The sequence below is a fragment of the Maricurvus nonylphenolicus genome (assembly GCF_042854845.1).
Taxonomy (GTDB): domain Bacteria; phylum Pseudomonadota; class Gammaproteobacteria; order Pseudomonadales; family Cellvibrionaceae; genus Maricurvus; species Maricurvus nonylphenolicus.
Genome location: NZ_AP031498.1, coordinates 4,261,905 through 4,274,732, shown reverse-complemented (window position 1 = coordinate 4,274,732; position 12,828 = coordinate 4,261,905). Strand labels below are relative to the sequence as shown.

15 protein-coding genes and 2 tRNA genes are annotated in these 12,828 nt (G+C 50.9%); 15 read left to right on the top strand and 2 right to left on the bottom strand.

All coding sequences use genetic code 11. The features are described 5' to 3' along the window. The first annotated feature begins 61 nt into the window (after nt 1-61). The gene (locus tag ACGHZ6_RS18600) at nt 62-937 is read left to right on the top strand and encodes an alpha/beta hydrolase (RefSeq protein WP_390615524.1); all 876 of its coding nucleotides are present in this window, start codon (nt 62-64) and stop codon (nt 935-937) included. A 5-nt stretch (nt 938-942) separates the two neighbouring features. Here the strand turns inward: ACGHZ6_RS18600 and ACGHZ6_RS18595 are convergent, their stop codons facing one another. Further along, a complete protein-coding gene (locus ACGHZ6_RS18595) occupies nt 943-1,746 on the bottom strand; it encodes a hypothetical protein (RefSeq protein WP_390615523.1) in 804 nt (267 codons plus the stop codon). Between the two features lie 160 nt (nt 1,747-1,906). Here ACGHZ6_RS18595 and ruvA point away from each other — a divergent pair, with 160 nt between their 5' ends. From ruvA to ACGHZ6_RS18525, 14 genes are all read left to right on the top strand, one after another. Then, the gene (gene ruvA / locus ACGHZ6_RS18590; protein WP_390615522.1) at nt 1,907-2,533 is read left to right on the top strand and encodes a Holliday junction branch migration protein RuvA; all 627 of its coding nucleotides are present in this window, start codon (nt 1,907-1,909) and stop codon (nt 2,531-2,533) included. Nucleotides 2,534-2,559: 26 nt separating this feature from the next. Next, nucleotides 2,560-3,633, top strand: a complete 1,074-nt coding sequence (gene ruvB, locus ACGHZ6_RS18585; protein WP_390615521.1) for a Holliday junction branch migration DNA helicase RuvB — start codon at nt 2,560-2,562, stop codon at nt 3,631-3,633. A gap of 106 nt (nt 3,634-3,739) precedes the next feature. After that, on the top strand, nt 3,740-4,150 hold the full coding sequence (gene ybgC / locus ACGHZ6_RS18580) for a tol-pal system-associated acyl-CoA thioesterase (protein ID WP_390615520.1): 411 nt from the start codon (nt 3,740-3,742) through the stop codon (nt 4,148-4,150). Nucleotides 4,151-4,208: 58 nt separating this feature from the next. Beyond that, on the top strand, nt 4,209-4,898 hold the full coding sequence (gene tolQ / locus ACGHZ6_RS18575; protein WP_390615519.1) for a protein TolQ: 690 nt from the start codon (nt 4,209-4,211) through the stop codon (nt 4,896-4,898). A gap of 30 nt (nt 4,899-4,928) precedes the next feature. Further along, nucleotides 4,929-5,354, top strand: a complete 426-nt coding sequence (gene tolR / locus ACGHZ6_RS18570) for a protein TolR (protein WP_390615518.1) — start codon at nt 4,929-4,931, stop codon at nt 5,352-5,354. 18 nt (nt 5,355-5,372) lie between these two features. After that, on the top strand, nt 5,373-6,137 hold the full coding sequence (gene tolA / locus ACGHZ6_RS18565; protein ID WP_390615517.1) for a cell envelope integrity protein TolA: 765 nt from the start codon (nt 5,373-5,375) through the stop codon (nt 6,135-6,137). Between the two features lie 8 nt (nt 6,138-6,145). Next, entirely contained in the window at nt 6,146-7,432 is a 1,287-nt protein-coding gene (gene tolB / locus ACGHZ6_RS18560; RefSeq protein ID WP_390619187.1) for a Tol-Pal system beta propeller repeat protein TolB, read from the top strand. A 128-nt stretch (nt 7,433-7,560) separates the two neighbouring features. Further along, nucleotides 7,561-8,058: a peptidoglycan-associated lipoprotein Pal gene (gene pal / locus ACGHZ6_RS18555; RefSeq protein WP_390615516.1), complete on the top strand. Its 498-nt coding sequence runs from the start codon at nt 7,561-7,563 to the stop codon at nt 8,056-8,058. A 26-nt stretch (nt 8,059-8,084) separates the two neighbouring features. Then, nucleotides 8,085-8,861 carry a tol-pal system protein YbgF gene (gene ybgF / locus ACGHZ6_RS18550; RefSeq protein ID WP_390615514.1) on the top strand — a complete coding sequence of 259 codons (777 nt, stop codon included), beginning with the start codon at nt 8,085-8,087 and terminating at the stop codon, nt 8,859-8,861. Nucleotides 8,862-9,119: 258 nt separating this feature from the next. Beyond that, on the top strand, nt 9,120-9,770 hold the full coding sequence (gene queE / locus ACGHZ6_RS18545; protein ID WP_390615512.1) for a 7-carboxy-7-deazaguanine synthase QueE: 651 nt from the start codon (nt 9,120-9,122) through the stop codon (nt 9,768-9,770). A gap of 31 nt (nt 9,771-9,801) precedes the next feature. Next, complete coding sequence (locus ACGHZ6_RS18540) at nt 9,802-10,608, top strand: substrate-binding periplasmic protein (RefSeq protein WP_390615511.1); 807 nt, start codon at nt 9,802-9,804, stop codon at nt 10,606-10,608. 21 nt (nt 10,609-10,629) lie between these two features. After that, complete coding sequence (gene queC, locus ACGHZ6_RS18535; protein ID WP_390615510.1) at nt 10,630-11,307, top strand: 7-cyano-7-deazaguanine synthase QueC; 678 nt, start codon at nt 10,630-10,632, stop codon at nt 11,305-11,307. Nucleotides 11,308-11,399: 92 nt separating this feature from the next. Next, nucleotides 11,400-11,475: transfer RNA gene (locus ACGHZ6_RS18530), tRNA-Lys, on the top strand. Between the two features lie 78 nt (nt 11,476-11,553). Then, a tRNA-Lys gene (locus ACGHZ6_RS18525) sits at nt 11,554-11,629 on the top strand. Between the two features lie 230 nt (nt 11,630-11,859). Here ACGHZ6_RS18525 and ACGHZ6_RS18520 read toward each other — a convergent pair. Beyond that, nucleotides 11,860-12,771 (bottom strand): aldo/keto reductase family oxidoreductase, encoded by a 912-nt coding sequence (locus ACGHZ6_RS18520; protein ID WP_390615509.1) that lies wholly within the window; start codon nt 12,769-12,771, stop codon nt 11,860-11,862. Nucleotides 12,772-12,828 lie beyond the last annotated feature (57 nt).

Here is a 12,828-nt window from a genome sequence, read left to right as displayed (position 1 = left end):
GGGATGTGTATTAACTGGGATGTGTTTTAACGGCTATGTGATTTAACTTTGCATGATAGGTATGAAAAAGATCCGCGCATCAGCGCTGCTATTACGGGTTATTTTGGCTCTAGTGTTTGTGGGCTGTTTGAGTGGTTGTAATAACCTTTTATTTTATCCATCAAAGCAGTGGCGGCAAACGCCTGCCGACTTAAATCTTGAGTATCAGGATATCACCTTGAGCGCGGCGGATGGCACCAGGTTGAGTGCCTGGTGGTTACCTGCCCAGAGAGAGGTAAAAGGCAGTGTGCTTTTTTTGCATGGTAACGCCGAGAATATTAGCACGCATATTCACAGTGTAAGCTGGTTGCCTGCGCAGGGGTATCAGGTCCTGTTGCTTGATTATCGTGGTTATGGACATTCTGCAGGAAGTCCTTCGTTACCAGAAGTCTTTTCAGATATTGAAGCTGGCCTGACCTGGTTAGTGGAGGCTCCCGAAACCCAAGGTAAACCTAAAATTGTGTTGGGCCAGAGCCTTGGTGCGGCTATGGGGGGCTATGTGATTGGCCGCTCAACGAACCTGTCTTCGGCACCATGGCGAGAGTATTTAGATGCGGTTATTCTCGATTCAGGTTTTACTGGTTATCGTGCAATCGCCAGGGAAGCAGCAGCCTCACACTGGCTAACCTGGTCTTTGCAGTATCCTGTGTCTTTGGTCATGCCGGGTGATTATGACTTGCTGGATGTCGTGGGTAATATTAGTCCGGTGCCGCTTTTGTTAATTCACGGCACTCAGGATAGGGTGATTCCTTACCACCATGTGGAAACATTATTTGCTGCTGCAAATAACCCAAAATCAAAGTTGCGGTTTGATGGGCCACATATCGCTACGTTTAATGACAAGGAAAATCAGCAGCTGGTATTGGAGTTTCTTTCCAGAGTCATTCCTGAATTGTAACTACCTTATTGGGGCATACTTTTTGCCAGCGTCATCAGCGTACCACAGGTAAAGTGCACGTCTGTGACTCTACCGCTATCAAACAGTGACTGTTTAATATTCTGGATATGCTGACCGAGCTTTTCGGCCAGGACCGCGTGGCGTTTATGCAACCACAAAAACGCATCCCTGTGAGCAATCACCGGGTGTAGTTTAATAAACTGAATCGTTGGTTTATTACTGGTCAGTATTTCCAAAATACCTTCTGGTAGCAGCAAGATATTGGCTTGGCCTTTTTCGATAGCCCGCAGGGCTTGTGACGTGTCCGGTAGTTTAAGGGGCTCGAAAGACAGCAGGCTTTCTGGCCAAAGCTCGGTAGCCACTAACATATCTGACAGCATAACCGGTTTGGGATTCTGAAAGTCTGCCCAGTGGTTAGTGGTGGTGCTGTGAACCGGGGCATAGAGGTAGTAGCTGGTATGGCATAAAGGCGTGGGAACCTTAACCAAATTCTCTGCCAGTGATGAAACATCAATAGTGCGAGCCAAATCACCGTCGAGTACACCCCGGTTGGCTTGGGACAAGGATCTCATACGTGGCAGATAAAGGAGCTCTAATTCATGGCCTTCCCGAGCCAATGCTACGCGTACCACTTCCCCTACGGCACTGGGTTGTTCCTCAAAGAAGCGTTCCACGGTATTGAGGGTTCCCAGACGGATAATCTCAGCCTGGGCGCAAGACAGCCCGGTAAACAGGAACGCGAAAATGCCTGCGGCCACCCCAAAAGCCACTTTGAGTATGTGTCTTTCCTGTATTGGAAGCGGGGCCACAATCTGCAAGCTCCTTTGTCTGGATTACTCATCAGTATAGCTAATGCCCGGCATGCAACGGAGTACTGGATAAAAAGCCAGTTAAATGGCATGCTAGGCCCCATTACTATGACAGCAAATGATGTCAGTAAAACTTGTCTGATAATAAAGTGAGCTTCCCATGATTGGACGCCTGCAGGGCACTTTGATCGAAAAACAACCACCCCAGGTCTTGATTGATGTTCAGGGCGTGGGCTACGAAGTCCTGGTACCCATGACCACGGTATTCCAGCTGCCTGCGCTGGGTGAAAAGGTCACCCTGTTGACCCACTTTGCCGTCAGTGAAAATGCCCAAACCCTTTACGGTTTCTACAGCAAAAAGGATCGTGAGCTGTTCCGCACCCTGATCAAAGTCAGCGGCGTTGGTCCGAAGATGGCGTTGGGCATTCTGTCGGGGATGGATGCCGATGAGCTGGTGCGTTGCTTTATGGATAACAATACTGCCGCACTGGTGAAGGTGCCCGGCGTGGGTAAGAAAACCGCCGAGCGGCTGGTGGTGGAGATGCGAGATCGCCTGAAAGATTGGCAACTGGGTGCTTCACCCCTGGCTGCGATGGAAGCTGCAAGTCAGGGCATGGCCAATGTCTCTGCCAGTGATATGGCCGCCGAAGCTGAGAGTGCTCTGGTGGCCCTGGGTTACAAACCTACCGAGGCCAGCAAGCTGGTTAATGCCGCGCAGAAGGATGGCAGTGCAGCCACCAGTGAAGATCTGATTCGTTTGGCGTTGCGTAGCCTTGCGCCTGCTTAACAGGATAGTTTTTGGGAACGTTTTCCATGATTGAAAAAGATCAATTCGCCCCCGGCGTATTTGCGGAAGATCCATCTTTTAAACAAGAGCAAAGAGAGATCTCAGCGACACCAAAAACCGGTGAAGAAGCCCAGGATCGCGCGGTACGCCCTAAGTCCCTGGCCGATTATGTGGGCCAGCCGGTAGTGCGCGAGCAGATGGAAATCTTTATCGGTGCGGCCAAGGGGCGTAACGAGGCGCTGGATCACACCCTGGTCTTTGGCCCGCCTGGGCTGGGTAAAACCACCTTAGCCAATATTATCGCCAGTGAAATGGGGGTGGATTTAAAAAGCACCTCTGGACCCGTGTTGGAAAAAGCCGGTGATCTGGCGGCTCTGATGACCAATCTTGAACCCGGTGATGTACTGTTTATCGATGAGATTCACCGTCTTAGTCCCAACGTGGAAGAAGTGCTGTATCCAGCCATGGAAGACTTTCAGCTGGATATTATGATTGGTGAAGGCCCGGCGGCGCGTTCGATTAAATTGGATCTGCCGCCCTTTACACTGGTGGGGGCAACGACCCGTGCCGGTCTGCTGACATCACCATTGCGTGATCGCTTTGGTATTGTGCAGCGCTTGGAGTTTTACAACGTTGAGGACCTTACCTCGATTGTCGCCCGCTCGGCCCGCTTGATGGGCGTACCCATGGATGAGGAGGGCGCATTCGAAGTTGCACGCCGTTCCCGTGGCACGCCACGAATTGCCAACCGTTTGTTACGCCGGGTGCGCGACTACGCTGAAGTAAAAGGCGATGGCAATGTCACCCGCGAGATGGCGGATCTTGCCTTGAATATGCTCAATGTCGATCACAGCGGCTTTGACCATATGGACCGGCGTTTACTGCTGGCTATGATTGAGAAGTTTGGTGGAGGCCCTGTCGGGGTGGAAAGCCTGGCGGCGGCGATCAGTGAAGAGCGTGATACCATCGAGGATGTGTTGGAGCCTTATCTGATTCAACAGGGCTATCTAATGCGTACTCCTCGTGGTCGTATGGTGACCCAGTTGGCTTACGATCATATGGGCTTACCTTTGCCTAAACACCTTCAGCAAGACGACTAACAATAATAAACTGTACCCGGTCAGGCTTGGCGTCATCGCCAAGTCACAGAATCTGTTTACACTTTCTTTTACAATATCCGGAATAATACTTGGAAAAATTGTCACCATGCGGGAATTTAAGCTGCCGTTGCGCGTCTATATCGAAGATACCGACGCTGGCGGTATTGTCTACTATGTGAACTATTTAAAGTTTATGGAGCGGGCACGAACGGAATATATGCGGGAGCTGGGCTTTGATAAGCCGGCGATTCTCGATGACGGTAAACTGCTGGTGGTGCATTCGGTGAATGCCCAGTACAAGCGCCCGGCCCAGTTAGATGATGAACTTCAGGTGTCTGCACAGGTTATTCTGCTCAAACGCAGCTTCTTGATATTTCGCCAGCAGGTATGGCGGGATGATACCCTGATGTGTGAGGCCGATATTAAAGTTGCTTGCGTGACTCAGGACACTATGAAGCCCACCGCAATTCCGGATAATATGCGCAATGCGGTACAACCGCTGGTAATCAGCGATTGAATATTGAGCTAAGCGATTCAACTAAAGAACAGATCCAAAGAATAAGGACAACAAAGCCATGGGGCACAACGAAACCCTTTCCATTTGGAGTTTGATTGCCAATGCCAGCCTGCTGGTACAGGCGGTAATGTTAATGCTGTTTTTGGCTTCATTGATCTCCTGGGTCATGATTCTGCAGCGCGGCAGTTATCAGCGCCGAGCCAGGCAGCTGTTGCTCGACTTCGAAAATCAGTTTTGGTCCGGTATCGATCTGAACCAGTTATTTCGTGATGGCAGTTCGCGCGCCTCAAGCAAGCCCATTGATGGGGTGGAAAGTATTTTCCGTGCTGGTTTTAAAGAATTCACCCGCCTGCGACAGCAAGTTGGAGCTGATCCCGATGCCGTAATGGAAGGTACCCAGCGTGCCATGCGTGTGGCTCTGGCCCGCGAGGAAGAAAAGCTGGAGCAGAACCTGCCCTTCCTGGCCAGTGTTGCCTCTGTGAGTCCTTATGTTGGTCTGTTTGGTACCGTATGGGGCATTATGAATTCCTTCCGTGGCTTGGCCAATGTACATCAGGCCACCCTGGCGACGGTTGCACCGGGTATTTCCGAAGCGCTGGTAGCAACTGCCATGGGGCTGTTTGCCGCCATTCCTGCCGTATTGGCCTACAACCGTTTCTCCGCCCAAGCGGAAACCCTGGGCAACAGCTACGAAACGTTTGCTGAAGAGTTTTCCTCCATCCTGCACCGTCAGGTGCACGCCAAATAAACAAGGTCAGGATAGGAAAGGGAGGCGGATATGTTCCGGCGTAAAATCAAGAAAAAACCCATGGCCGAGATCAACGTCGTTCCCTATATCGACGTGATGTTGGTTTTGCTGGTGGTGTTTATGGTCACTGCGCCTCTGTTAATGCAGGGCGTAAAAGTGGACTTACCTCAGGCGCCGTCAGCGCCCTTGGATGAAAAACAGGATGAGCCCCTGATCGTCTCGGTCAAACCTGATGGCAGCTACTACCTGAATCTGGGCAAGGACCAAAAAGTGGCCAAACCGCTGGCGCAAATTAAAGAGACCGTATCCAAGGTCTTGCGGCAGAAACCCAATACGCCAGTATTGGTATGGGGCGATCACCAGGTTAATTACGGCATCGTCGTAAAGCTGATGACCGAACTGCAAAATGCCGGTGCACCTTCGGTGGGATTGGTTACCGAGCCACCACGTGGCTAGGTTAGGGCACGATAATCCATGAGCAGCTCCTACCGACTTCCATTAATCATCAGTGTTGTGATGCACCTGCTGTTGCTGGTTGCTGTCACCTGGGGGTGGAGTGCAAGCTCAACATCCGAGAAGGTGTATAAACCACGCTATGTGGAAGCCAAGCTGGTTGAGTTAAAACCGAAAACCGTTAAAAAAGCCGCACCGAAGAAAAAGCCCCGCAAGATTGATGTGGCTGCCAAGCGCCGTCAGCAGGAACAGCAAAAGCGTGCCGCTGAGAAAAAACGCCAACAGCAGTTAAAGGCCAAGCGCGAGGCAGAAGACAAAGCACGTAAAGAAAAGGCGCGTAAGGAAAAGGAGCGGCTGGAGAAGGAACGTTTAGCCGAACAACAGCGTCAACAGGAGCTGGAACGCCAAGAGCAAGAACGCCAGCAGCAGGAATTTGCTGATGCCCTGGCAGAAGAAGAAGCTCTGCTGGCCGAAGAGCAGGATGAGGCGGTAGCACAAAGTTATGTAGCACTCATTGTTGATCGCATTGAGCGCAACTGGAGTCGCCCGGCATCAGCTCGCCGTGGCATGGTATGTGAATTACGTTTACAGCTGGTACCCACCGGTGAAGTGGTTAATGTTTCCATTGTTAAAAGTAGTGGCAACGCGGCGTTTGATCGATCTGCTGAGCAAGCAGTGAAAAAAGCCGGACGCTTTAGTGAATTACAGCAGGTAGAGCCCGCCGTGTTTGAGGCATACTTCCGCCAGCTGACAATTAAATTTAATCCTAAGGACTTACGACTGTGATTGCACAGATGCTTTCCAAATGTTGTTCAGGTTTGTTGTGTGCTGCTTTGGTGCTTATGGCAACCAGTGCCCGCGCTGAGCTCACCATCGAAATTACCCAGGGTGTGGATAACCCAACACCTATAGCCATTGCGCCGATGGCTTGGCAAGGGCAGGGGGCGCTGAGTGAGGATATCAGCAGTATTGTGGAGGCCAACCTGGCGCGCAGTGGTCAGTTTAGTCCGATCCCGCGCCAGGATATGTTGTCACATCCGAGTCAGGAGCGAGATGTTTACTATCGCGACTGGCGTATTCTGGGGTCTGAATTCCTGGTAACCGGCAGCATGAGCACCCGCGCCGATGGTCGCTATGAATTGGTCTTCGAACTCTACGATATCTTGTCGCAGCAAAAGATCCTGCGCCAAACCGTGGATGGTGGCCCAGAAAACCTGCGTGATATCGCCCACTATGTCAGCGATGAAGTTTACGAGGCGATCACCGGTATTCGTGGTGCCTTTGCTACCAAAATTATTTATGTCGAAGCGCGCGGCAAGGATAGCTTCCGTTTGATGCAGGCCGATGCCGATGGTGCTCGCGAGTATTTGTTGGTGGAATCCCGCCAGCCAATTCTGTCTCCAGCTTGGTCCCCGGATGGTAAGCAGGTCGCCTATGTGTCTTTCGAAACCGGCAGGGCGGCTATTTTTAAACAGAATCTGCGTTCGGGCGCACGCGAACAGCTGACAAACTTTAAAGGTTTGAACGGTGCACCGGCCTGGTCGCCAGATGGTCAAAAAATGGCCATGGTGTTATCCAAAGACGGCAACCCGGAAATTTATACGCTGGATTTGAGCACGAGAAAATTTACCCGAATCACTAATCACTACGCGATTGATACCGAACCAAGTTGGACCACAGACGGAAAAGGCATCATTTTTACGTCAAATCGCGGCGGAAAGCCCCAAATTTATCAAGTAACACTTGCCAGCAAGCGGTTAGAGCGCTTAACCTTTGAGGGCGATTACAATGCCAGGGCAAGAATGTCGCCAGACGGTAAACATTTAGTCATGGTTCATCGTCATAATGGTGTGTTTCATATCGCGACTCAGGATACGTTAACAGGTGATATTCGTATTCTGACCGAAACACGACTGGATGAGTCGCCTTCATTGGCACCCAATGGTGCGATGTTGATGTACGCGACAAAATTCAGGGGCAAAGGGATTTTGGCAGCAGTTTCGTTGGATGCAGGGGTTAAATTCCGCCTGCCGTCCAAGCGGGGTGATGTAAGGGAACCTGCGTGGTCTCCCTATTTTTAACTTAGAAGAAGTACCCAGAGTTGTACTAATGATCTTGTACGCATATTGTAGTGTCTAAAGTTAGTGCCAATTGTTGTACAGATTTGATTAAAGAATTTACATTTAAAAACAAAATCTAGGAGTGAAATATGCTTCACAAAGCATTTAAACAGGGTTTGGGTCTGGCATGTGTTATGGCTGTATTGGCTGGCTGTTCCAGCACTTCAACCACTGACGAAAATGCCTCTACCGCCGCTGCTGACCAGGGTGTAAACACTGGCACCACTACCCAGCAGGATGTATCTGCTACACAAGAGCCAGTAGTTGCACTGGAGACTGTGTTTTACTTCGATTTTGATCAGGCCGTACTGAAGCCAGAATCTCGCACTGCACTGCTGGGCCACGCCGAGCAGCTGAAAGCGGCTCCTCGCAGCATCCGTCTGGAAGGTCATGCCGATGAGCGTGGTACTCGTGAGTACAACATGGCACTGGGTGAGCGTCGTGCTAACGCTGTTCGCGACTTCCTGGTACTGCAAGGTGTAAGCGGTTCTGACCTGGAAGTAATTTCTTACGGTGAAGAGCGTCCAGCCAGCCTGGGTTCCAACGAGTCTTCCTACTCGGCTAACCGCCGTGTTGAGCTTAAGTAAGCCTTCGCTAACATAGCTCAATTATTATGAAGAAAGGTCTAACCTTCGCCGCAGGGCTCAGCGCTGCGGCTTTTATCCTGTCTAGTATTTCCGTGCAGGCGCAAGTGGATGTGGTTGAATCCACGCCGCGTATGCCGTCATCGGTTACTCCTGTTCCTGCAACTCCTACGCCGCAAGCGGCTGTAGCGGGTGCACAAAATCCCCAGGCTGAAATGTTCTTCCGTTTGCAGCAGCTGCAAGTAGAAGTTCAGGAGCTTCGAGGTTTGGTGGAAGAGCAGGCCTACGAGCTGAAGCGTTTAAAGCAGCAGCGCTTGGATGATTACGTCGATCTGGATCGTCGCATCAGTGCGCTGAGCAAAGGCGGTGTAGCACCGGCTCCCACTCAGCCAGAATCAACCAGCAATGGTGCAGCCAAGACCGGTTCTGCAGCTGGTGGTGAATTGCAGGCTTACCGGGCAGCGTTTCAGTCGTTAAAGAAGAAAGACTACGAGGGTGCCAAAGCCCAGTTTAGTGCCTATCTGACTGATTTCCCGCAAGGGCGTTATGCGCCTAACTGCCAGTACTGGTTGGCGGAAATCTATTTGTTGGAAGGTGACTTGGAGCAAGCCCGTCAGTGGTTTACCCGCTTGCTGGATGCAACCCCAGAGCATGACAAGGCTGCCGATGCCAAGTTTAAGCTGGGTACTGTCTACCACAAGCTGGGAGATGCCGCGAAAGCCAAAGCTCTGCTAACCGAGGTAGCGGGTAGCAGTGCTAATGCGGCGCGTTTGGCTAAGGACTATCTAGCTCGTAATTTGCCTTAAACCCTTTAGTTCCTCGATCTGGTTAGTATTTACTTTTATTAGATCGGGGCGCTTATGATCCCTTCTTACCTTCCAGAACACGCTATGCGGCATCCATGCCCGCTCTGCGTCGGCGTCTTGCCTCCGAAGGTTCTGGAAGGCAAGAAGGGACCACAAGCTTAAAGTCATACTTCGGCGTTTTTGCCTTGGCTGGTGAACTGGCCTAGTGGTTATCTTCCCTGTAGAATTCGCCCCCTTTGTATTATCTGGGCCAAAGCCATGGGCGATACCTCCCTGCGCATCACTGAAATCTTCTACTCTCTCCAGGGCGAAGCTGCCACAGCTGGCCTGGCGACGGTATTCGTGCGCCTTACCGGTTGTCCCCTGCGTTGCCAATACTGTGATTCCGAGTACGCCTTCTTTGGTGGCGAAAAGCAGAGCCTGGAGCAGATTTTAGATACGGTTACTGGCTACAAGCCCCGTCATATCTGCGTTACCGGTGGAGAGCCGCTAGCGCAGCCCAATTGCCTGCTGCTGCTGGAAGCCTTATGTGATGCCGGTTACGAGGTGTCGCTGGAAACCAGTGGTGCCATGCCGATCGAGCAGGTGGATGCTCGTGTGAGCCGGGTTGTGGATATCAAAACGCCAGCCTCAGGAGAGGTGGGGCGTAACCTGTGGGATAACATTCCCCTGTTACAGCCCCAGGATCAGATTAAGTTTGTTATTTGTAATAGGGATGATTACGAATGGGCACGTCTGAAAGTGGAAGAATTAAGGCTTCTGGAGCGGGTCGAGAACGTGTGGTTTTCCCCCAGTTTTGGCCAAATCGAAGCTCGAGATCTGGCCGACTGGATAGTCGAGGACAATTTAGCGGTGCGTTTCCAGTTACAGTTGCACAAACTACTCTGGGGAGATCAACCGGGATATTGATTCATCGCAGGATTAATGCTTTTCTTGCGTTATGAGTAGATATTTCCGCTTCCTTGGGGCATTTATTGGCGGCCTTGTGTTGACCATGGCCAGCTTTGCCAATGATCAGCAGGTGGTTCGTTTTGTAACCACAACGGTTGAACCTTGGGGCTATTTCAATGATCGAGGTCTTCCCGACGGGTTGTTGGTGCGCTTTGTTAACCTGTTGGGACGGGAAGCGGGGTTACCATTCACTAACCGTCTGCAGCCCTATCCAAGGGTAAAGCACTCGCTGGGTAATGGGCAGGCCGATATGGCGGTGATGTTTGTTGGCCCTGAATCAGACCTGCTGGGTGAGTCCCTGGGCAAGGTGGTAGATACCCATATCATGATGATCGGCCGCAAGGGCATGAAGCCGGTGGACAATCTGCAGGCGTTGGACGGCAGGTTGGTAGGTTATATTCGCGGCTCCCGTTACGGCAGGCAGTTCGATGACTATATGGGGTTTACCAAAATTCCGGTCAATCGGATGCGTCAGGGGATAGCCATGTTAATCACTGGCCGTCTGGATGCCATGGTCAGCACTGATCAGTCCCTTTTCTATACCCTGGATAAAATGGGGTTAGATATCGATGAAGTCAGCCCGCTTCTGTTTATTGGGCAAACCCAGGGGGATTTGTTTATCTCTCATCAGGTCAGTAATCCGGAGCTGGCTGCTATTTATCGCGAGGCCCTGCGAAAGCTGCGTCATTCAGGGCGTCTAAACCCGCTGTTCTTCCAGCACGAAGGCTTGGGTGAGGAGTGGCAGGCCGCCCAGCAAAGGGCGTTGTCTGAAAAGAGCAAGCTGGCAGACCAATAAAGAAAATTAGGTAAAGAGTTTATGAGTCAACCAAAAGCCGTTATTTTGGTGTCTGGTGGTTTGGATTCCACCACTGTCCTGGCCATTGCCAAGAGTCTGGGTTATGACTGTTACACCCTGAGCTTCGACTATGGGCAGCGTCACCGCGCCGAGTTGATTGCTGCTGAGCGCACCGCCAAAGAGCTGGGGGCTACGGAGCACAAGGTGGTGAACTTGGATCTGCGCACCATTGGGGGATCGGCTCTAACTGACGATGATATCGATGTGCCGGAGGAAGAAACCGGTGGCATCCCGGTTACCTATGTACCGGCCCGTAATACCGTATTTCTGTCCATCGCTCTGGGGTGGGCTGAGGTGCTGGGGGCTCAGGATATCTTTATCGGTGTCAATGCGGTGGATTACTCCGGTTATCCCGATTGCCGCCCGGCCTTTATTGAGGCCTTTGAGAATCTCGCCAACCTGGCAACCAAAGCTGGCGTTGAAGGCCAGAAAATGAATATCCAAACGCCGCTGATTGACCTCAGTAAAGCCGAAATCGTTCAGCTGGGCGACAAGCTGGGGGTCGACTATGGCCTGACCGTGTCCTGCTACCAGGCGACCGATGAAGGCCTGGCCTGCGGCAAGTGTGACAGCTGTCGATTACGGCGCCAGGGCTTTGCTGCTGCCAATATGGATGACCCCACCCGATATCAGGCCTAAGCCCTTGTTTATAGTAAGAAAAGGCCCGATAAGAAAGTTGTAAAAAAGGCCTTGTGTTTTAAATTTAAATCATTACTATATGCGCCTCCGTTGGGTCGTTAGCTCAGTTGGTAGAGCAGTTGGCTTTTAACCAATTGGTCACTGGTTCGAATCCAGTACGACCCACCATTTTCAAAGCAATTGATTTTACTGAGCGGTCATTTGTTATAAGCAGTATTAAGACTGAGCAGTCTTACGAAGTTTTACGGGTCGTTAGCTCAGTTGGTAGAGCAGTTGGCTTTTAACCAATTGGTCACTGGTTCGAATCCAGTACGACCCACCATATACGCAAAAGGGCTACCCATTCGGGTGGCCCTTTTGCGTATATGGTGGGTCGCCTGGATCGAACCACCGTTCGACAAAATGCGATTGAGCATTTTGGACGAGGAGCGAAGCGACGAGCCCGCAGGGTGAAAAAATCCCTTAGGATTTTTGAGTCAATCCAGTAAAGCTACGCGGAAAACTCTCTACGTAGCTCTTATCTTTCCATCTGAGCTGGCAAGGGATCCCCTCTTAAGCCACACGCCTCCCCACTGCAGACTCCAAAATCCGAAACCACTGCTGCCTTTCCAATTGAATACTTTCAGATTCTGCAGCCAATTTAATCCGCTCAGCATTACCCGAACCAATAATAGGCATAGGCTTTGAGGGCAGTTGCAAAACCCAGGCATAAACAACCTGTTCAATGCTCTGTGCGCCTGTCTCCTCAGCAATATCCCTTAAAATCTGACGTAGCTGAATGCTCCGCTCGGATGTATCGCTGAACAATTTTCCTCCGCCCAGGCAGGACCATATCATCGGGGATATGCGCTGCTGTTGGCATTGATCAAGGCTGCCATCATTCATAGATGCGAGAGCCAGAGGAGAAAGCTCTATTTGATTGGTTACCAAAGAATAATCCAAGCGAGATTGCAGTAAGGAAAACTGCGCGGGCGTAAAATTGGAAACGCCGAAATGTTTAACCTTGCCGTTGGTTCTGAGGATTTCAAAGGCTTCAGCAACTTCATCCGCCTGCATGAGTGGATCAGGTCGATGGATTAAAAGGATGTCGAGATAGCCGCAGTTAAGATTGCTAAGTGAGTTATCTACAGCTTCCAGAATATGAGTTTTACTTGTATCGTAATGTTTAACGTGTCGATCCGGGTATTTCTCGTCAAGCAAGTTGATGCCGCACTTGGTGATAATCTCCATCTGATCTCGCCACTCGGGTTTTTGTGCCAGAGCTTCCCCAAACAGCTGTTCACAGGAATAGCCACCATAAATATCCGCATGGTCAGTGGTGGTAATCCCCAGATCAAGATATCTCTCAATTAACGCAAGGCGTTCAGAAACAGAAAGCTTCCAATCGTGCAGTCGCCAAAATCCGGCTGCAAAACGCGAGCAGTCAGGTCCGTCGGGGGTTATGTTAAATCTCGAAACGCTCATGGATTCCTCAGTTGAATAAAGAAAGATGTTGTTTAGTTATTAACTTTTCAGAAACAA

Bases quoted from the DNA above. Each gene is read 5' to 3' on its own strand.
- tolA (WP_390615517.1), top strand. From the start codon at position 5,373: ATGAGCAGCTCCTACCGACTTCCATTAATCATCAGTGTTGTGATGCAC.
- ybgF (WP_390615514.1), top strand. From the start codon at position 8,085: ATGAAGAAAGGTCTAACCTTCGCCGCAGGGCTCAGCGCTGCGGCTTTT.
- ACGHZ6_RS18600 (WP_390615524.1), top strand. From the start codon at position 62: ATGAAAAAGATCCGCGCATCAGCGCTGCTATTACGGGTTATTTTGGCT.
- tolQ (WP_390615519.1), top strand. From the start codon at position 4,209: ATGGGGCACAACGAAACCCTTTCCATTTGGAGTTTGATTGCCAATGCC.
- ACGHZ6_RS18540 (WP_390615511.1), top strand. From the start codon at position 9,802: ATGAGTAGATATTTCCGCTTCCTTGGGGCATTTATTGGCGGCCTTGTG.
- ACGHZ6_RS18520 (WP_390615509.1), bottom strand. From the start codon at position 12,771: ATGAGCGTTTCGAGATTTAACATAACCCCCGACGGACCTGACTGCTCG.
- pal (WP_390615516.1), top strand. From the start codon at position 7,561: ATGCTTCACAAAGCATTTAAACAGGGTTTGGGTCTGGCATGTGTTATG.
- queC (WP_390615510.1), top strand. From the start codon at position 10,630: ATGAGTCAACCAAAAGCCGTTATTTTGGTGTCTGGTGGTTTGGATTCC.
- ruvB (WP_390615521.1), top strand. From the start codon at position 2,560: ATGATTGAAAAAGATCAATTCGCCCCCGGCGTATTTGCGGAAGATCCA.
- tolR (WP_390615518.1), top strand. From the start codon at position 4,929: ATGTTCCGGCGTAAAATCAAGAAAAAACCCATGGCCGAGATCAACGTC.
- ybgC (WP_390615520.1), top strand. From the start codon at position 3,740: ATGCGGGAATTTAAGCTGCCGTTGCGCGTCTATATCGAAGATACCGAC.
- queE (WP_390615512.1), top strand. From the start codon at position 9,120: ATGGGCGATACCTCCCTGCGCATCACTGAAATCTTCTACTCTCTCCAG.
- ruvA (WP_390615522.1), top strand. From the start codon at position 1,907: ATGATTGGACGCCTGCAGGGCACTTTGATCGAAAAACAACCACCCCAG.
- tolB (WP_390619187.1), top strand. From the start codon at position 6,146: ATGCTTTCCAAATGTTGTTCAGGTTTGTTGTGTGCTGCTTTGGTGCTT.